The 19,511-nt window shown below is 40.2% G+C and carries 11 protein-coding genes; 2 read left to right on the top strand and 9 right to left on the bottom strand.

The window, feature by feature from the left end; translation table 11 throughout:
• Nucleotides 1–72 precede the first annotated feature (72 nt).
• Nucleotides 73–405: a DUF4870 domain-containing protein gene (locus ND16A_RS13905; protein ID WP_033076639.1), complete on the bottom strand. Its 333-nt coding sequence runs from the start codon at nucleotides 403–405 to the stop codon at nucleotides 73–75.
• Nucleotides 406–467: 62 nt separating this feature from the next.
• On the opposite strand from ND16A_RS13905, the gene ND16A_RS13910 reads away from it, so the two are divergent.
• Nucleotides 468–1,145, top strand: a complete 678-nt coding sequence (locus tag ND16A_RS13910) for a DUF2982 domain-containing protein (protein ID WP_235281980.1) — start codon at nucleotides 468–470, stop codon at nucleotides 1,143–1,145.
• Nucleotides 1,146–1,187: 42 nt separating this feature from the next.
• Here ND16A_RS13910 and ND16A_RS20125 read toward each other — a convergent pair whose 3' ends face one another.
• The 8 genes from ND16A_RS20125 to ND16A_RS13935 form a co-directional block, all read right to left on the bottom strand.
• Complete coding sequence (locus ND16A_RS20125; RefSeq protein ID WP_052072904.1) at nucleotides 1,188–4,328, bottom strand: sigma 54-interacting transcriptional regulator; 3,141 nt, start codon at nucleotides 4,326–4,328, stop codon at nucleotides 1,188–1,190.
• Nucleotides 4,321–6,114, bottom strand: a complete 1,794-nt coding sequence (locus ND16A_RS13915; protein WP_052072903.1) for a two-component system response regulator — start codon at nucleotides 6,112–6,114, stop codon at nucleotides 4,321–4,323. The genes ND16A_RS20125 and ND16A_RS13915 overlap by 8 nt, the downstream gene beginning before the upstream one ends.
• Nucleotides 6,111–10,688 carry a two-component regulator propeller domain-containing protein gene (locus tag ND16A_RS13920; protein ID WP_052072902.1) on the bottom strand — a complete coding sequence of 1,526 codons (4,578 nt, stop codon included), beginning with the start codon at nucleotides 10,686–10,688 and terminating at the stop codon, nucleotides 6,111–6,113. Before ND16A_RS13920 ends, ND16A_RS13915 begins: the two co-directional genes overlap by 4 nt.
• Nucleotides 10,689–10,942: 254 nt before the next feature.
• Nucleotides 10,943–12,799: a S8 family peptidase gene (locus tag ND16A_RS0118885; protein WP_052072901.1), complete on the bottom strand. Its 1,857-nt coding sequence runs from the start codon at nucleotides 12,797–12,799 to the stop codon at nucleotides 10,943–10,945.
• Between the two features lie 388 nt (nucleotides 12,800–13,187).
• On the bottom strand, nucleotides 13,188–14,303 hold the full coding sequence (locus ND16A_RS13925) for a DUF3083 family protein (RefSeq protein ID WP_033076638.1): 1,116 nt from the start codon (nucleotides 14,301–14,303) through the stop codon (nucleotides 13,188–13,190).
• A 246-nt stretch (nucleotides 14,304–14,549) separates the two neighbouring features.
• Nucleotides 14,550–17,267 carry a TonB-dependent receptor gene (locus ND16A_RS13930; protein WP_033076637.1) on the bottom strand — a complete coding sequence of 906 codons (2,718 nt, stop codon included), beginning with the start codon at nucleotides 17,265–17,267 and terminating at the stop codon, nucleotides 14,550–14,552.
• A 305-nt stretch (nucleotides 17,268–17,572) separates the two neighbouring features.
• Nucleotides 17,573–18,229 carry a sigma 54-interacting transcriptional regulator gene (locus tag ND16A_RS21925; protein WP_052072900.1) on the bottom strand — a complete coding sequence of 219 codons (657 nt, stop codon included), beginning with the start codon at nucleotides 18,227–18,229 and terminating at the stop codon, nucleotides 17,573–17,575.
• 26 nt (nucleotides 18,230–18,255) lie between these two features.
• Nucleotides 18,256–18,633 (bottom strand): ATP-binding protein, encoded by a 378-nt coding sequence (locus tag ND16A_RS13935; protein WP_033076636.1) that lies wholly within the window; start codon nucleotides 18,631–18,633, stop codon nucleotides 18,256–18,258.
• Nucleotides 18,634–18,704: 71 nt separating this feature from the next.
• On the opposite strand from ND16A_RS13935, the gene ND16A_RS0118875 reads away from it, so the two are divergent.
• Nucleotides 18,705–19,187 carry a MerR family DNA-binding transcriptional regulator gene (locus tag ND16A_RS0118875; RefSeq protein ID WP_052072899.1) on the top strand — a complete coding sequence of 161 codons (483 nt, stop codon included), beginning with the start codon at nucleotides 18,705–18,707 and terminating at the stop codon, nucleotides 19,185–19,187.
• Nucleotides 19,188–19,511 lie beyond the last annotated feature (324 nt).

Raw genomic sequence — 19,511 nt, 5'->3', positions numbered from 1 at the left:
AAAGTGGCGGCATTAACTAGATGAATTTAAAGATGATCTAAACATTCACTGGGCAAGAGCGATAGTTGATGATTATTCGATCAGGGTATTAAAGCTGCGTTGGAAAAATTCACCAATAACAGCGACCGGGGTGATATTTTCATGAAAAGCATGGTACAGCCCGATGCCCCATAAAATAAGTACCGGCAAGGCAAATATCCAGCCAATTATCGGGATAAAACTAAGCACCACCCAAGTAAGAAACAGACCCAAAGATTGACGCAAATGAAAAGCCGCCAAATTGGTCGGGTTATTACCATGCAAAACCAAGGCAACCACCCAACCGATTATGGTAAGGTAACTAATGATGGCAATGGTTTTACCATCCGCCTTAAAGGCTTTGTCATCAACGTGATATTGCGTCATTACAACTCTTAAGCTTTACTTATTGATACATTAACTATGGAAACTTTTTCAAAAAAATTCAAGTGAACATAGATAAAAGCTTAGACAAAAGCCTTCAAATCAAACCTAAATCTAAACGTAATCACCTGTTTTTGATAATGCTGGGAGTTATCCTGTTACTGTCCTCATTTGTCCTTAATCATTTGTTTTGGCATGAATTTAAATTACAACTTATGCTGCTTATGTTCAGTTGTTTCATTGTACTTTTGCTAGGCTTAGGCAAATATAGTGAACCTGATATCAGTTATAACATCAGCAAAGTGGCGATAAGGTTTAACCATAGATTTGGCAGCTGGCAAGTTAACTGGCAAGATATAATTAGCTTCGGGGAAGTTAGGGCAAATAATGGCTTCGCCGTTTTCAGCTTGCCATATATTGGCATTAAGCTCAATAAATTGGATAATATTGCCAATCATATTTCCCCCAGGCTTGCCAATAAGTTGCTGCATGAACAGCAAGAATTAATTAGCCTGGCGGTTAAGTATGAGCAGATCAGCAAGGCTCAGGCGATACTAAATTTTTCTCCTTATCAACTTCAGGGTAAAACAATAAAAGGCCCGGTTGCCGCCTGGTTACATCGTACTGAAGTATTGGCTCTCGCCTATGGTTATCACTTATTTCTGCCCGAAGATAGTTTCGATCGAGAATTGACGAGTTTTCTCTCTTTATTAAAAAATTGTCAGCACTATGTTAACCGTTAACCATGAGCAAATGTTGATCAACCGGGTCTAATTAATATCTGCTCAATTTTTCTCCTTGGTAAGTTCAGCTGATGATAACAACCTTCTTAGAGTGGGCGCTGAAACATCGAGTAAGCTGCTCGAGAGTTTAACCGCCAACCGTTGTGCATTACAGGCATTGGCCAAAATCGTTTGCATCATTTGTATTTTAGATTGTTCGTTATCAATGTTGATAACCTGTTTTGCAAAGCGCTCGGCTAATTCTACCACCGTTAAATTTTGTGGCGCAGTCACTGATTGCAATTTTTTCCAGCGCCGACGAAACGTACTTTCCGCAATATTTAGCTGATTGGCCGCCTGTATCGCCACTTGCTGGTTATTTTCAAGGCAATGTTGATACAACAAAAATTCGACCCAGGGGGATATCGCCAATGAGTGACGATGGTTATCTGTTGCAATGCAAGCTGATATCAGCCGATTGGCTAACGGTAAGGTGTGCTCGGTTGCGGGCACATTAATGTGCTCTTGCTGAGCATTGATAATATTTTCAGAGTTCAAAATGGCCGGTTGATACATCGCCCTAACATCTGCTTTATTGACGACATGGTCATTGTTAGTTGTAACCGCCAGCGATGTCTCTGGCTTAATAAGCGATTGGTCTGCTTGTTCAGCAGTGCTCGGGTATAAGGCTAAATGTTTACATTGCAGCAACTCTTCATTACCTACAATTACCGCTCGATGTACCAGGTTTTTTAGTTCACGAATATTTCCCGGCCACTGATAATCGACTAACGCCAGTTTTGCCTGATTGCTAAAGTCATTGATAACTTTATTATATTCTTTCGCAAATACCTTTAAATAAGATAGAGCAATCAATAATATATCGCTTTTTCGTTGCCTTAATGGAATATTTTTCAAGCTAAATACATTGAGTCGAAAATAAAGATCTTCTCTAAACTTACCAATTTTGATCTGCTGTTGTAAATCAACATTGGTGGCGGCGATGAGTCTGACATCTACTTTTTTATATTTGCCACTGCCGACAGGCGAATACTGTTTTTCTTGCACGAAGCGCAGTAGTTTAACTTGCATTTCTATGGGTAATTCACCAATTTCATCAAGAAATAGCGTGCCGCCATCGGCTTGTTGCACACAACCATTGACGTTTTTATCCGCTCCGGTAAATGCGCCTTTTTTATGGCCAAATAACTCACTTTCAATTAAGCTCTCAACCACGGCCGCACAGTCAAAAATAACGAAAGGTTTATCTTTTCTCTGGCTTGCCAGATGAATGCTTTTCGCTAACATCTCTTTGCCAGTCCCAGATTCACCGGTAATAAGCACAGTCGCATTGGTAGGTGCCACCATGGCAACCTCAGCCATTAATTGTTCCATTTCGAAAGAGCGATACCAAAAATCAAGCTGATTATTAGCCAATGCTGGTGGTAACTTATGAATGGCAAACTGTTCAATTTTGACGCCAACATAATCGGCAATGTTGTATAACGTATGGTTGTCTCTTACCTGGATAGAATCATCATGTTCGGTGTTTAGCCATAAAAAATACTGGCTTGTTAAGTTTGTATTAACCGGCAATATAAGTTCGATGCCACTCGCCTTTAACACTGTCGTGAATATTTGATTTTCTTGCCCTTGCTGTGTTTTTGGCAGAGATAGTTGGCTGATAAAATGCCTTTGATTTTGGCTGAAGATAATATCTTTGGCTAAGATATTATGTTCATTATGATCGATCGCCTGCAGCAATGTTATGTTGTCGCTTTCAATTTTATAAAGGCCGGCAGCAGCTAACTCAAAACCATTAATCAGTTGCATTAACAGCGCCTGATAAAATGCCCGTGGCTGCTCAATATCATCCAGGTAATTTAAAATACTCCATTGCATTAACATTTTTTGATAATCGCTATTGCCGGTTTTAGAAACATTGCCACTTAACCGGTCTAAATTACCAATTTGCAACATGGTATTGAGTTGTTGCCATTGTCTTACCTGTGCGCCGCCGAGATCTCTGGCTTGTGACAACGAAAAATTAGCATAATAAAATAATTCAACCGGAGAATAACTCAATTCTTCGCTATTTACCGATACGCCAAAGCTAAACGGTAATTTTATCTTTTCATCAAAAAAAGCGTAATTTGATAGTTTTATATGGAGTTTATTCACAATATTTTTGATCTGCTCAGCCGAACTTTCAGCAAACATGATCATAAACATGGTGCCGCCATAATGGGAGGAAAGATCGGTTGGTCTGACAAAATGTCGAATTAATTCACCGATGGCATAAAGCAATTTATCGCCGAATTCTCGACCGTATCGAAGATTTATCTGATTAAAGTAATCGGGAGATAATAACAAGATCCCTGAAACAGCGCTTTGTTTAACCGATTTACCGTTAGCATTGGTGTTTAATGCCAGGGCATTGGGAATTTTATCCAAACTGCTTAACTGTCTTAGAATGAGTACCACACCATTATTGCCATTAGGATATTTGATTGGGCCAATGATCCCGTCGACCAGTTGACTCGAATTGTCTGTGGTTTGTATGGCAAAAGGTTGGATTTTGGTTACGGTTTGGATCTTAATCGCCGTAGCGATAAATTGCTGAGTTTGTTTACTCGACATATCGGGCCTGATCTTCAGTACAGTATACCAGGGCTTAGCACGAACTTCGGCTTCATCAACTGCAAACAGCTGCTGTGCAGTTTCATTTAAGGTGGTGATGTCGCCTTGCTGATCAAGATAAATAAGGACATCACCAATACAGGATACAGTATTGGTTAATAGATCATTCTGATTCGTTTGCCGGCGCCGCACTTGCAACTTGTACAAAGCCATTTGCATGCTATTGTGCAACTGCGCTTTGGTTGTCGGCCAGTTAATCTCATCATAATCACATTGTGCATATAGCAAAGCGTTGGCGTTTAAGTCATGATGCTGACCAAAATGAACAAACACTACACCCGTATTGAGTAAGCCACAGAGTTGCTGTTTGGTAAAACCAGGCGGTATTAAATCGCTATCAATACAAACTAAGTGATAGTTAGCATCGTCTTTAGTTTCGATAAGTTGTTCAATACTCTGCTGATAACAATCAACCTTAATGTTGTCAGTGCCAAAATTATCAATAAACTGAGCAGATGCCACCGAATGGCTAACCAGCAACAGCTGGTATTCAATATTACTCATTGAAAAACGTCATTTTATTTTCATTTGTCGCCATCACAAATTTTTTCGTTAACAGTTTCTCAAAATCGGTCGCAATTAATGGCCGGCTAAAGAGATAACCTTGTATCACCGAGCAGTTAAATTTTTGCAATATTTGCAACTGAGAAGTGGTTTCAACACCTTCCGCGATAACACTTAGGTTTAGCGTTTCCGCTAAAGCGATAATTGCTTTTACGATACCGACATCATCGCAACTTGTTGCAATATCCGCAATGAATGAGCGATCGATTTTCAAGCTGGTAATTGGAAATTTTTTCAAATAACTGAGCGATGAATAGCCAGTGCCAAAATCATCAACAGCAATGCCAACGCCTAAGGCTTTAATTTGCTCTAGCCTGAAAATATTTTCTTCTACATCGGTCATGATCGCGCTTTCTGTCAGTTCCAGTTCTAACAGTTCTGCCGGCAAGCCGGTTTGCTCTAATACGTTTTGCACTACACCAACCAGCGAGCCGCGTTTGAATTGTATCGAAGATAAATTTATCGACATTCGACACGGCGGGAAACCAGCATCTAACCAGGATTTCGCTTGTTCACATGCCTGTTTAAGCACCCACTCACCAATATCAATGATCAGGCCGGTTTCTTCGGCAATAGGAATAAAGTCAGCCGGACTAACAAAACCTAATTCTGGATTTTGCCAGCGGAGCAAGGCTTCAACCCCAACAATTTGTTTGGAGTTTACGTTAACTTGTGGTTGATAATTTAGACTAAACTCATTATTTTCTAACGCCTTGCGTAAATTTTGTTCTATTTGCAATCGTTCTATGGCACGATTATTTAATGATTCTGAATAAAATTTAAAACATTGCCGCCCCTGATCTTTGGCATGGTACATGGCTACATCCGCATTTTTCATCAAGTTGGTCACATTAGTACCATCCTCGGGATAAACAGAGATACCTATGCTTGGGGTTACGGTTACTTCATATTGCTCTATTTTTATCGGTTGTGATATCGAATCAATGATACGTTGCGCAACTACAGCGATGTCATCGACACAGTCAACCCGGCTTAAAAACACAGTAAATTCATCACCGCCTAAGCGTGCGACGGCTGTTTTAGGCACATCTTCCTGGCTTCTGGCAAGCAGATCACAATTGCGTAAGTTGCTATTTAACACCTTGGCAATTTTTTGTAATACCCGGTCGCCAAAATTATGGCCTAAGGTGTCGTTAATTCGTTTGAATCGATCCAAATCAATGAATAGCACGCCAACATGGTAGTTACCACGGTCGGCAAGTGTTAAAAACTTCTGCAAATGTTCATTAAAGCTTTCCCGATTCGCCAGTCCGGTTAAACTGTCATGATAAGCCAAATATTGAAGGCGCTGTTGAGAGTTTTTCAACTCCCGCAGAGCATCCCGGCTACGTAACATATATTTGACTCTATGGGTGATCATCGGCCAGCGAATGGGTTTCGGTAAGAAGTCCGTCGCGCCAATTTCATAAGCTTGTAAAATTGATTGATAATCATCGGCGCCGGTTACCATCAAAATTGGAATATCTTTACCGGTTTTGTGGGCTCGTATTTGTTGACATACTTCATAGCCACTTAACCCTGGCATTTCAACATCAAGCAAGACAATATCAGGTTGCATAGTGATGTATTTCACCATCGCGGTATCACCATCCGCGGCTTCTATCACTTCAAAGCCAGAGGCTTCTAACGTATCACGCATCAGCATTAAATACGTAGGGTCATCATCACAAATTAACACTTTAGCGTTATCTGTTGCTGTATTCATACAACCTCTCTGGCAATATCGTCTAAAAAGACTATGGTTTCCTGGTAAATAGTATCCATTTTAGCGGCCGACGCATGACATTCATCCAGCGGCCCTCTGCGTGCATCTTGCTCTAGTAAAATACTTAAATTACTCAACTCTTTTGCGCCTACATTCGCACAAAGTGATTTCATTGCATGCGCTATTTTTTTTACATTGTCACTGTCATTATTGCCGAGGCTTACTTTTAAACTATTGGATTTATTTACAAACTCCAGTTTAAACGTTTCCAGAACACGAGAATATATCGCCCGGTTGGTGATCTTTTCAATTTCTCTGATGGCGTCAATAGCCACCATATCAATTAAACAATCAAATTTACTCTCTGCTATGTATTCGTGCGGCTCTTTCGGCTGCTCAGTGGGTTCGAATAAAAACGGCTCATGCTTGTGCTCTTGCAACTCCGTTGACGGAACCATTAAATGGTTTAGGTATTTTTTCAGAACCGACAATAACACATTAGTGGTTAACGGTTTATAAATGTAACTATTCATCCCCGCCGTAATGCAGTCTTTTTCGTAGCCTAAGCCTACTCCTGCCGTTAATGCCACAATTGGTGTAGCTTTTAAATTCTGCTGATGCTGCCATTTACGGATCATTTGGCTGGCTTTAAAGCCATCCATCACCGGCATCTGACAATCCATGAAAATAAGATCATAGTGATTGTGCTGAACTTTTTCTATTGCTATCACCCCATTGCTGGCTATTTCAACTTCACAGCCAAATAATTGCAACATGGCTGTTGCCACTTCCTGGTTCGTCTCGGAATCTTCAACCAAAAGAATGTGCGCCTTAAATTCTTCAACGTCCAACACTAGAGGTAAAGCTTTGTGTTTATCAGAACTGAAATCACCCGTTAAGCAATCTTCAAGTAATTCAAGCAGAGCTTGCGATCTTAAGGGCTTGTCGATACTACGAGCTGCGGCTAATAAATCCAGCTTTTCTCCGCTATTGCCCATAATAATGACATTACCAGCATGATGACTGAGTTGTTTATAGATATGAGTTTGCTTGAGCATTTCGGCATCAACCAGATATAACGCAGAACGGTTGTCGCTAGCAACAACTTCGATGTTTGCTTGAGCGCTGATATCTTTATAATTCACCTGAATTCGTTGTAAGGTATTAATCGCCATTCGATTGATATGTTGATTAGTCGCGAGAATATAAACGGTTGCATCAATATGCTTCGCTGGCAAGGCAGCAGTATCTACAGCTACCAACGGTAGAGTTACCGTAAAAGTAGAGCCTGAACCTGGTGTTGAACACACACTGATGTTACCAGACATGACTTCAACAAGCTTTTTGGTAATGGCCAACCCCAGCCCGGTACCACCGTATTTGCGGGTTGTAGAATTGTCTTCTTGTTGAAACACTTGAAAAATTTTACTTTGATTTAACGCACTAATGCCAATACCAGTATCGCTAACTTCGATGATCAATTCATCGTTAACCGAGGTTGCCATTAATTCAATATGACCAGTTTCGGTGAATTTAATCGCATTACCCAATAAATTAGAGATCACTTGTTTAATCCTTAACGGATCAGCATTGATCATTTCGGCGCAACCAACATCGATATATAAGGTAAGCTCGACCCCCTTACTGTGCGCTCGATTGGCAAATAAGAAACTGACTTCTTCGAGTAGATGATGAATATTAAAACGTTGTTGTTCTAATTCAATTTTATCGGCTTCCATTTTAGAAAAATCTAAAATGTCATTAATCAGCTCTAATAACATTTCCCCCGCATTTTGCACGGAAGTGACAAAATGGTTTTGACTTCGATTTAATCCAGTTTTTAGCAATAAATCACTCATACCAATAATACTGTTCATTGGCGTACGAATTTCGTGACTCATCGTCGCCAAAAAGTTTGCTTTGGTATTGGCCGCTTTTTCAGCGAGTACTTTTGCCGAATGAATTTCAACCACCGCTTGTTCTAAAGCCGAATTCGCGGTTTGCAATTCTTTCGTTCTCAGGTTTACTTCGGCCTTTAATTGCTCTTGATAAGCAATTTGTTTCTGTAATTTTATCTGTTGACTACGATGAATAAAATAAGCCATCAGCAGTATGATTGCCAGATAGAAAAGATACGCTGGCCAACTTAACCAAAGCGGCGGTGTGACTTCAATGGCAATGCTTAATTCGGCTTCACTCCATTGGCCATCATTATTACTTCCTCTTACCCGAAAGATATAGTTTCCGTGCGGTAAGCTACTGAACGTGGTACGGTTAATATTGCCGGAATCAATCCACTGGGTATTAAACCCTTGCATCATATATTGATATTGGTTGTTCTCTGGTTTGGTGTAATCGAGTGCGGCAAATTCAAATTCAAGAAAAGAGTCTGAATGCTTCAGTTCTAACACGCCATCATTTCTAAACATTTTATGGATGGCAACCGGCTGATTAAATTTAGAAAATTTCGTTAACCTCAATGGTGGTTGGTTGTGGTTAATAGGCACATTGTCGTGCATAAAACTATTAAAGCCATTTGGCCCACCAAAATATATTTTCCCAGTTTTCGATTTATAGTATGCGCCGGCGTTAAAATCATCATCTTGTAAGCCATGAGTTTTATTAAAATTATTAATCGATAAATCCATCGGTGAAATTCGGCTTAAACCTCGGGTATGGCTTAACCAGACAAAACCGTCATCATCTTCTACCAGACCATAACCTACGTTACTGGGTAATCCCTGATTAATCCCGATATGCTCAAAATGGACAATGCCGAGTTCAAAATCACTGCGGCTTATTCTCGAAATACCAAAATCTTCGCTCGCCATCCAGATATACTTATCCGTGCTTAGTAAGCTGACAATGCTATTACTAACGATTGAATTCTTATTGCTTTCATCCACCAAAAAGCGGGTATTGTTGCCGGTATCAAGGTTGTATCGGTTGATCCCACCACCTCGGGTTGCAATCCATAAAATATGTTTATTTTCTTTGATAATATCCAGAATCTTATTACTGGATATGGAGTTATCATCCTCGGGATCATGCATAATGCGAACAATATTGCCATTTTGCTGCACCAGGTTCAGTCCACCACCGAACGTGGCTACGGCGACCACGCCATTTTCCAGTTCAATGATTTTACTCACCTTGTTACTGCTTAACGACTTAAGGTTTTCGGCTTGGTGATTAAATACCGTAAATACTGAACTGCCTTTGGCTTTAACATGCAAACCGGAACCAAAAGTGCCGACCCAAAGGTTTTCTTTACTATCCATTAACAGGCTCATTACCCGCTCATCTTGTAAGGCATCGGGATCGTTCTTATCGACCGTTAAAACGTTTATGCTCCCCGTATCTGCGGCAATGATGTTAAGTCCCCCACCCCAGGTACCAACATAAATATTGCCGGCCGGATCTTCGGTAATTGCCGCAATCACATTCGAGGATAAGCCTTTTCCGGCACCAAAGTTTTTACTGAAATGATTAAAAGGTGTCGATTCCGCATTCCAGCGACTTACTCCGGCAAAAGTACCAACCCACATTACCCCCCCCGCATCTTGGTAAAGCGATTTTACTCTGTTATCGATTAAACTATTGACCCGGGCATTGCTACTAACATGGCGGATAAAATTGTGATTTTTTGGATCAAATTGACAAAGCCCGTGATCAGTTGCAAACCATAACGAACTTTTACTGTCTTGGTAAATGTCGAGGACATAGTTAGAACACAGGCTAGTTTCATCACCTTCCTGGTAGCGAAACGATTTACTTACGCCATTGTTCAAATCAAATAGAAAAATACCAGCATCTTCGGTTGCCACCCAGAAGCGATGTTGTTGATCTTCAAAAACGGTTTGAATTTTATCGCTTGGTATTGCCACCTTAGTCTCAGTAGTAAAGGTCTGGAATGTATCTTGACCAGAAAGTTTCACTCGTAACCCGTTCTTTTCAGTTGCGACCCACAAATTTTGTTGACTATCAAAAATAAGATCCGAAATTAACACGTTGTCAAATTCATCGATCAGATTAAATGCAGAGGTTTTGATATCTAAAGTGACAATGCCTTTGCTGGCAAACCAAAGTGAACCATTATCATCTTCAGCAATGGCTTTATAATTTTTTCCTAAATCGGCTTTGAGATCGGCATTGTTGTTGTAATTTTTAAAGCCATCAATTTCAGGCAAATATAAACTGATGCCACCATTTCCTAATACCCATAATCGTTCTTCCGAGTCAACATAGATTTTGTTGACCCAAGTGCTCGCCAAACTGGTTATATCTCCCGGTACATGCGTATATATTTTCGATGAAATACCATCAAAACGATTAAGGCCGTTTTGATTACCCAGCCAGATGAAGCCCATTTTATCTTGCACTATGGTATTCACCGCTGGGTGAGACAAAATTTCTGCATCGTTTAGATTGGTAAATTGTAATTGACTATTCACGCTTAGATTTAACGAATTGGTATTTGCTTTAACCTGAGTAAAAATGCCGACAATGATGAATAAAAGTAAGAAAAACAGTGTTATGCGGATTTGCTGAGACTGGATTTTATGCGGCGGCATTACGGCAACTTAAATATTATTATTATTTTTAATTATTAATAACATTTGTACCGCATTTTGTCATTATCTAATCGCCAAAACACACCATTAAAACAGTAAAAAAAAGCGCTTTAATAGCGTTTTATTTGTACATACAGGGAGAAAAATGCAGGTTATTATCTAGGAAGCAATTGCCGAGGAGGTACTTACCCTCTTGAACCTGGGAGATGGCTCAAAAGGGTAAGGACAGATCAAATGATTGTCGTTCTAGCCAATTATTGTTGTTCTACCCAGTTATTGATAAAACTTACCGAGTTCATGTCATTACTACCATTCGTAAATGAGTTTGCATTAGGCCACAAGTGTGCATCTTCCCATACCGGAGCATCGCCCCAAAGGTTGGAATTTGGCCACAAGTGCGCGTTTGGCCACAAGTGCGCGTTTGGCCACAGGTGTGCGTTTGGCCACAGGTGCGCGTTTGGCCACAGGTGCGCGTTTGGCCACAAGTGGGCGTTTGGCCACAAGTGCGCGTTTGGCCACAGGTGGGCGTTTGGCCACAGGTGCGCGTTTGGCCACAGGTGCGCGTTTGGCCACAAGTGGGCGTTTGGCCACAAGTGCGCGTTTGGCCACAAGTGAGCTTCACGATAAACACCATCCCACTCTGAACCTTCGACACCCAAAATATAAAAATCGCCATTATCTTCGTACCTACGAGCAGGGCCTGCATAATGCTGAGAGTCATTTAACTCATTGGCAATATCCATTCCTTGATTGGCACAATCAAAATGTTCACTGTCAACAGCCCAAGATGCGTTGATCATACCTGCACCTTGCTGAAAGATACTGTAGCTTAACCCCGCATCATTAGAGCCAACCATTGCCGATGAAATTAACCGACATTTGATGTCATCCGGGCTTAGGTTTGGCTGATCCTGCAACATTAATGCCGCAACCCCACTGGCAATAGCTGTCGATTGCGACGTACCCGACAATAAGAAATAATCTCCACCATCAGCGTACTGAGGGTAGTTTTGATAAATCTTTGATGACTTAGCCATTAACCCTTGCACGTGACCACCAGGGGCTACCAGTTCAGGCTTTAAAAACCCCTCAACGGTAGGACCGGCACTTGAGAATGAAGTGATAAAGTCATCACTGGGCTCATACGGAGTGTAATTATCTGAAGTCGCGCCGATAGTAATTACATACGGGTTATTGCCCGGCACACCAATAGACATCGCCTCAGAGCCACTATTGCCAGCGGAAGCAAATACCGTGATCCCTTCTTGCCAGGCAACCATTAACGCCTGATTGATAGGATCTTGCCAATAAAACGATTGCGGCTTCGCACTAAAAGACAAATTTAACACTTTGATATTAAATTTTTCACGATGGTTAACCACATACTCTATGGCTTTAAGTACATGGCTGTAAGTAGAATGGCCATTTTTATCAAACGCTTTGACTACCGTTAATTCAACGTCAGGAGCTACACCTTTAAATGAATCGACCTCTTCGCCATTGCTGTTGTGGGTAGACGAACTGTTGGCAATAAGACTGGTGATGTGGCTACCATGACCATATTTGTCTTTACCCGCTTTCGACCCTTTAATCACACTATGGAGATGAATTTTACGTTTTTCACCATAGGTATCTTTTTTAATCTGTTTAAACTTTGCTAAGCCACTATCAATAATAGCCACGCCAACGCCTTTACCAGTGATCCCTTCGGTATGCAACTGACTGGCACCAACTTGAGTTGGAAAGTAAGTATCACGCGCACCAGCATGTTCATTGCCATGGCCATCATCGTCATGACCATTTTCCCCACTCAAACTTACCGCTTCATCAGAAAACATACGGATCATCGGATGCTTACTATGAACCATTGCAACTTGCTTTGAGGTAAGTAACGCTGAGATTGCCTGGATCACCGTATATTTGTGAACCACTTCACCACCAACAGATTCAATAGCAGAAACTAGAGTCGGTTTACTTGCCCCTTGAACTATATATGAAGCTTTCGGTTGCGATTCGCTGCCTTGAGAAAAAAGCACTGCCAGCATAAGAAGCAGCAAAGGCACAAGCGCAGGTTTTAATATTGTTATGTTTTTAAATGATTTACCGGTCATTATTTTCACCAATGATTATTATTGTTATTTTTAGTAAAGCGAAAATCGTGCCAAAACAACCAGTTAACTTAACAGCCTGAATATTTCCGGCTTTCAGTTAATTAATCAGACAAAGCTTACACTGTAACTGTTCAGCGTTTGTTAGTCAGAGAAAATATGGCGAGATAAAATGGCGAATAAAATCATAACAACAAAATAGTGGCGAGCCATTTTTTACCCAAGAAAAATAATGGCGAGCAATTTTACTATAAAAAGTTTTATGACTTTTTCACCGAGCAATAAAAAAGCGCTCAAATAAGAGCGCTTTTCTAGCAATGCTAGTTGTCTTAGTGGCTCATACCATACCCATTAAAAGTGAATATGTCGAGACTAATAAACTGCAATTAAATTAAGATTGATTCAATGAATAAGCAAGGTGTTGATGAAAGCGAACTGCAATTTCATCACGCTCAGGGGTCATATCAAGTGCGTTAGCCATTTTTCTTAATGATTTATCGACATTGTCAACAAACTTGCTATAGCCTTTGTCTTTGATGTCTTGCTCAGTCGCAGCAAATATTATTTGCACATAATCGACCAAATGATTATCTTGCCATGAACAGTAGAATTCATGTTTAGGCTGTTGTGGATCAAAACCTAACATTTGCAGCTCACCTACCGCTTGCTCCGGCTTGGTTGAACTATTACGTACGATTGGCGTTAAACCATTGGCAATAAAGGCACCATTTTTCAAATCAAATTGTGTTGCAGCACTGCTACTCGCATCGCTTAACATTTGATACAAAGGAGAATATGATTTAGCCCCAACCAAATTAATCCCTGCTCGTTTTATCAATTTACGTGACACTGGAATGCTTGCCACTACGTAACTGATAGTGTCGTGCTTTTCTGGCAAGATAAAATCAGCCGCTTTGTAACGTCTGCGGATCAAACGCAATGTGTGCGCATTCGTGCCTTCCACATTTTTATCTTTGGCAAATAAATCGTAGGTTAAATGTTGATGATCTCTAAGACGTACTTTTTCAGCAGGTATGTTCAGTTGTTTTATTAATGTTGCCACTGCTTTACTAACTTTTTGATGAAAATCAGCGGCACTGGTACGAATGCTGTCACCCGTAGCTAAGAATAATAAAGACACTTTTTTTGCTCGTACGGCGCCGTCAAAATGAGCTTTATAACACTGGTGATATTCCGGGTTATAGAAAATCGTTATTTGTTGTTCGGTTTTCCAATGACGTACTTCCTCACTGAAACGTACTCGAGGTAACTTATCGTTGGCAATAAAATGTACTGTGTTTAATTCTTCAGCTTCACACACAGTAAACAATTGTTCAGACAATTGTTGATAAAAACTTTGCCACGGTTTCAATTTGTCATTATTTTCTGGTTTTTCAAACTGCTCGATTAAATTATCGGTAATTTTGAACTCAGCCAATAAAAATTGGCTGTAACGTGAATTAGAAGGCAAATAAACTTTACTGGTTTTACTGCGACGGAGACCCATTTTCTACCTCGGTATTAATATTTAATATGAATAGCTATTATAGAGACACATTATAACATTCATAGTTTTTTATTCATTGTTTTAAAACAAATTTTGCTATGACTACTAGAGTATTTAGTTTTCCGCTGCTGAAGCGTAAGAACCGTAGGTATTTTACTCTGAGTAGATAAAGGTAAAACAATTTAAAGTAAAAATTACAGTGATAACAGCCAGAGTGAGCAAATCCGTTTGCTCATAGGGAGGAGATTAGAACGTTCCGCGAACACCAACAGAGTAACGTGCACCAGTCTCTGTGATATCTAGGTATTGATTCGAATATTTTGCAGTAGTGGTATAAAGCTCATTGGTAACATTAATGCCTTCAATAAAAACAGTGACATTCTCATTGAAGTCGTAGCTAGCACTGACATCCACTTGTTTATAATCATCCACATAGTGGCCATCACGCCATGAACGCGGTTTCGATTGCATAAAGCGGTCACGCTTGTTGTACGCCACACGGAATTGAATTTTATCTTTTTCATAAAATAAGATTAAGTTAGACGAATCACCCAAACCAATGAGCGGCAATGACTTACCTTCTTCATCAGCGGTGGATTCACTATCAACAAACGTTTTATTAACAATAAAACCTAAGCCATCAAATGGTGCCGGCAGGCTTGTGAACATGTGTTGCAAAGCAATTTCATAACCTTCAATTTCGGCTTCGTCAGAATTAACCGGGCGAGAAATTTTGTAGTCATAACTGCCGCTTGGAACGGTGACCACTTCTTTCACTTCATCATAATCTAAATAACCATCAACATCTTTGGTAAACATGGCAACGGCCGCATAACTGCCTTCGTCATAATACCACTCAAGCGCAAGATCCAGGTTTTTAGATTCAAATGGCATCAACTTAGGGTTAGAACCCCAACCGCTTAAGTTATTCACATCGCCGCCGCCGTATCCTGATTCAGGGGACATTTCATCAAGCTCTGGGCGAGTAATACTTTTTGAATAAGCAAAGCGGGCAATCACATCTTCAACGATTTCTATTTTAGCATTGAAGCTTGGTAGCCAATTATCATAGGTATGCTTAACTGTGATCGGGGCATAATCATCACCCTCAATGGCATTTACAAAGCCCGGTTTAGACGTTGATGGTTCTAAATCTAATAACGGAATCGCAAAGCCATCGGCCTCGCTGGTCGTTTCAACATAGCGCATACCGGTGGTAATTGACCAAGGCATGCTGGCCAATTCACCATCAAGATAGAAATCCACATATAAAGCTTTTAACTCTTCATTAATTTCATAGGTCCATGGTACTTGATGCATGGTAAAGCCATCGTTTTCTTCAATCAGTTGCTGGGTATACTCAGGGTCATCCATTTGTGCAACGACGTCAGGAGAGGTTAAATAGTCGAAAAAATCTTCCGAATTAAAAGTCAGCCAAGATTGCTCAGGTGAACCACTGCCACCAGATAAAAAGCCATCCGCATCAAAGCTAGTAAACATACTTGCTGGTAACAAAATGGGGTTGCTGTTATCACCCCATAACCACGGCATAGGTCGAGTGGTTCTTTGCTTTTTACTCGATAAAGTACGATCAGAGAGCATAGCTCCGAAACCAATCTTTGCCAAAGCACCTTGATCAACCGTCCATTGACCATCCACTTTCACTTCCAATACGTCATCTTTGCGCACCGTACCAAACCGTTCACCCCAACCGGCTTTTAATCCGTCAGCAGAATCACTGCGATCAAAGGTTAACTCTGGCAATTGTGCACCTGAACTTCGATCATAGGTATAATCACCAGGGCGCGACGCTACGGTATCAGTAGAGCCTTTTTTCGGATCTGATTCCGCTTCCGAATAACTTACATCAAAATTAAAATTTAAGTCATCACGCACAGCCCAATCGGCATTAAAACCAAAGGCGATTAGTTCATTGCTCGTCGAAGATTGGCGTACCATGACATCGCTATTACTGCCCTTGCCCATCGAGAGTTTAACCAAGGTGCCATTTTCATCTAATTCAACATCGGTTAACTGACTTTTGGTAAACCAATGAGCTAAAATATCTTGACGATAATCGACATCGTATTTCGAATATAGTGCATCGGCAGTAAATGCTAGGTTATCTGATGGTTGGTATTGAAAAACGGCGGTGCCACCAGTACGAGTGCGTTCTTCGGTTTGGGCTATTTGATCATAGTTTTGCGGAAAATAGACATCGTCGTAATAGGTGTCATCATCCATGGTTAAATCGGTATGCCAGTAGTAAGCCGTGTTCGCTGAATCGTAGCGGCTTTTACGCTCATTGTGGGCAAATGATACCAACACGCCAAATTTATCGTCATCAAAGGTATTGCTGATCAGACCTGAAAATTGTGGACTTGTCTCTTCGGTCATCTCATCGTATTGGGCTTTTACACTTGCTGTTGCTTTAAAGCCAGGAATATCGAACGGTTTGAAAGTGGTAACATTCACTGTTGCGCCAATGGCACCTTCTTGCAAATGTGCCGACTGAGTTTTATGTACTTCTGCACCACTGATTAATTCAGAGGCAAGAATATCAAAACTAAATGCTCTACCACCACTAGTTGTTGCCAAAGTACGGCGATTCATTAGCACTGAGGTAAACTCTGGTCCCATGCCACGCACAGTAATTAATTGACCTTCCCCCCCCTTGCGATCTATTGATACGCCAGTGATCCGTTGCAAAGATTCGGCCACGTTTTGATCTGGAAATTTACCGATATCTTCGGCGGTAATGGCATCTACTACTGTGCCAGAATCCATTTTAATGTCTTGGGATTTAATCAAGCTGCCGCGAATGCCTGTTACCGTGATAACTTCAACCTCGTCATCATTTTCATCCTTGCTCGTCACTTCCTCTGCATTAATTGCAGTAGAGATACCTAAGTTCAGCATAATGAGCATAGATAAATATTTTAGTTTTGATTTTTTATTATTCATTTAACAATTTTCCCCTGACAAATACGCCATTCAATTTTGCTGTTGAAATTCTAATTATTGTTAGCCGGATGTTAACCGACTATTTATATCTTATATTGTATAAAATATATTTACAATAATTATAATACAAATAATATAATACCACTGATCACACAAATTCTTTTTATACACAAAGTTTGTGCTCACAATAAATTTTTATATTTCAAAACGTAAATGGATCAAAGAACGACCCCGCTTTAGCAGGACCGTTTTTATAACTTAGCAGATGAGTTTTACAAACAGATAGGTGGGAGAATTGACGAGTATCAATCAAAACGTTGATGGCGCTTAATCCCGTGTTGAGTTAACTTTTTATGAAGATGGGTTCTGTCGATCATTAATGATTTCGCAACTTCGGTGATATTGCCCTGATATTGTTCTATTTTTTTTAATAAATACTCTCGAACATTGCCAGGCCAGGCATATTCGGCCAATATCTCATTGCAACTATCATCAATGGTCTTTATTGCCATGCCATTACGCTGACAAATACGGTCAATAAAATGTTCAACCAATAACGGGATGTCACTACTGCGTTCTCGTAATGACGGCGATTTTATTGGAATGACATTGATACGATAATACAAGTCTTCCCGAAATAGACCTTGTGCAATTAATGCTTTTAAATCTTTATGACTCGCCGCTAATAAGCGAACATCGACTTTAGTTATTTTATCAGAACCCACTTTCTGCAATTCTTTACTTTCTAACACCCGCAATAAACTTGATTGTGAACTGAGTGGCATATCGGCAATTTCATCAAGAAATAACGTACCGTTGTCGGCGACTTCAAAAAAACCTTTTTTCGCTTTATCTGCTTGCATACAGCTGGTAACCGTATAACCTTCCGGCTCAAGACAAGCTTTAATGCTACGACAAATATTGATTTCATCATCAACAATCAGTATTTTTTTATTCATCATAAATTTTTTCTTATTTCTCCATGAATTTACGTTATCAATGGCAAGGTAATTTGAAAAGCAGCGCCCTTGTCTTCGGCCAAACAGCAAATATCAGCACCTTGGTCTAACAATATTTTTTCACAATTGATAAACCTAAGCCTTTGATTTTTTTTATGCTCCTGGCTAGAGTAATACAAATTAAAAATAACTGATTGTTTATCTTCAGCGATGATCTTGCCTTCATTGAAAACGATCACACTGACCCTGTTGTTATCTACTACTTTCACTGAGATAATCACTTTCATCCGCGTTAGGTTTTGATTTACCTGGACCGCATTATTAATTAAATTAATCAGACTCTGATTGATCAGCAGCGGATCAATCGCGATGGCGATTGCCGTTAAATCATCTGCTATAACTAGCAATAAAACACAATCCGGCCAGGCACCTTGGTATTGGCGGATAATTGCCTAAACCTGATCATGAGGTGGTGATTATGAAAACTTTAGTCTTCGATTTAGTGAGTATAGGCGAGGCCGCAAAGCATTATGGTGTTTCAGTCGAAACTATGAGGCGCTGGGATCGCAATAGCAAACTGAATTCACATAGCCGAACGTTAGGCAATCACCGTCGTTATAAACTCAACGAATCCGAGAAAATCAAAGTTGGTTATGCTCGAGTTAGCTCCCATGATCAGAAAAAAGATTTAGTCACCCAAGCTAAATACCTCAGCCAATATTGTGATGTTGTTCTGGAAGATTTGGGTTCGGGTTTAAACTTTGAGCAAGAACTTTGCAAAGATGTGATCACTTTAATGACGGTATTTTCAGCCCGAATGTACGGCAAGCGTTCGCATCAAAATTCGTGGAATTGGGGATTGGCCAAGTGGCACGAGCAATATCAAGAATTTGTCGAGGGCAAACGAGAGAAAAAGCCCTCTGGCTTTTCGCTCAAGAAAGCGCTTGGTTTGATTCCCTGAGCGTGAGTCTGGTTGCTAATAAGCATGGCAGCGCCGATTAACAGCGCGAGCGCATTTTTTGCTATTAAACGTTGAAACATAAATATCCTGGTTCTTATTATGTGAATGACAATTGTTCTATAGCAAATTAAGAACCAGAATTATAAATGCAATAAAAATAAGTTAACACCTTGTTTTATAAGTAAATAATTGACAATCATAAATTATCACTAAGTTCTATCATATTAACTAGTGTTGCAAAAAAGCAACACTAGTTAATAAAAAGCATCCATTTAAAGTTTGCTTATAGCAATAATTATTAACATTGTTAGCTCGTTCGCAACG

The organism is Thalassotalea sp. ND16A (assembly GCF_000764205.1).
GTDB lineage: Bacteria > Pseudomonadota > Gammaproteobacteria > Enterobacterales > Alteromonadaceae > Thalassotalea_A.
This window is presented reverse-complemented; position numbering and strand designations above follow the sequence as displayed.

Bases quoted from the DNA above. Each gene is read 5' to 3' on its own strand.
- ND16A_RS13905 (WP_033076639.1), bottom strand. From the start codon at position 405: ATGACGCAATATCACGTTGATGACAAAGCCTTTAAGGCGGATGGTAAA.
- ND16A_RS20125 (WP_052072904.1), bottom strand. From the start codon at position 4,328: ATGAGTAATATTGAATACCAGCTGTTGCTGGTTAGCCATTCGGTGGCA.
- ND16A_RS13915 (WP_052072903.1), bottom strand. From the start codon at position 6,114: ATGAATACAGCAACAGATAACGCTAAAGTGTTAATTTGTGATGATGAC.
- ND16A_RS13920 (WP_052072902.1), bottom strand. From the start codon at position 10,688: ATGCCGCCGCATAAAATCCAGTCTCAGCAAATCCGCATAACACTGTTT.
- ND16A_RS0118885 (WP_052072901.1), bottom strand. From the start codon at position 12,799: ATGACCGGTAAATCATTTAAAAACATAACAATATTAAAACCTGCGCTT.
- ND16A_RS13925 (WP_033076638.1), bottom strand. From the start codon at position 14,303: ATGGGTCTCCGTCGCAGTAAAACCAGTAAAGTTTATTTGCCTTCTAAT.
- ND16A_RS13930 (WP_033076637.1), bottom strand. From the start codon at position 17,267: ATGAATAATAAAAAATCAAAACTAAAATATTTATCTATGCTCATTATG.
- ND16A_RS21925 (WP_052072900.1), bottom strand. From the start codon at position 18,229: ATGATGAATAAAAAAATACTGATTGTTGATGATGAAATCAATATTTGT.
- ND16A_RS0118875 (WP_052072899.1), top strand. From the start codon at position 18,705: ATGAAAACTTTAGTCTTCGATTTAGTGAGTATAGGCGAGGCCGCAAAG.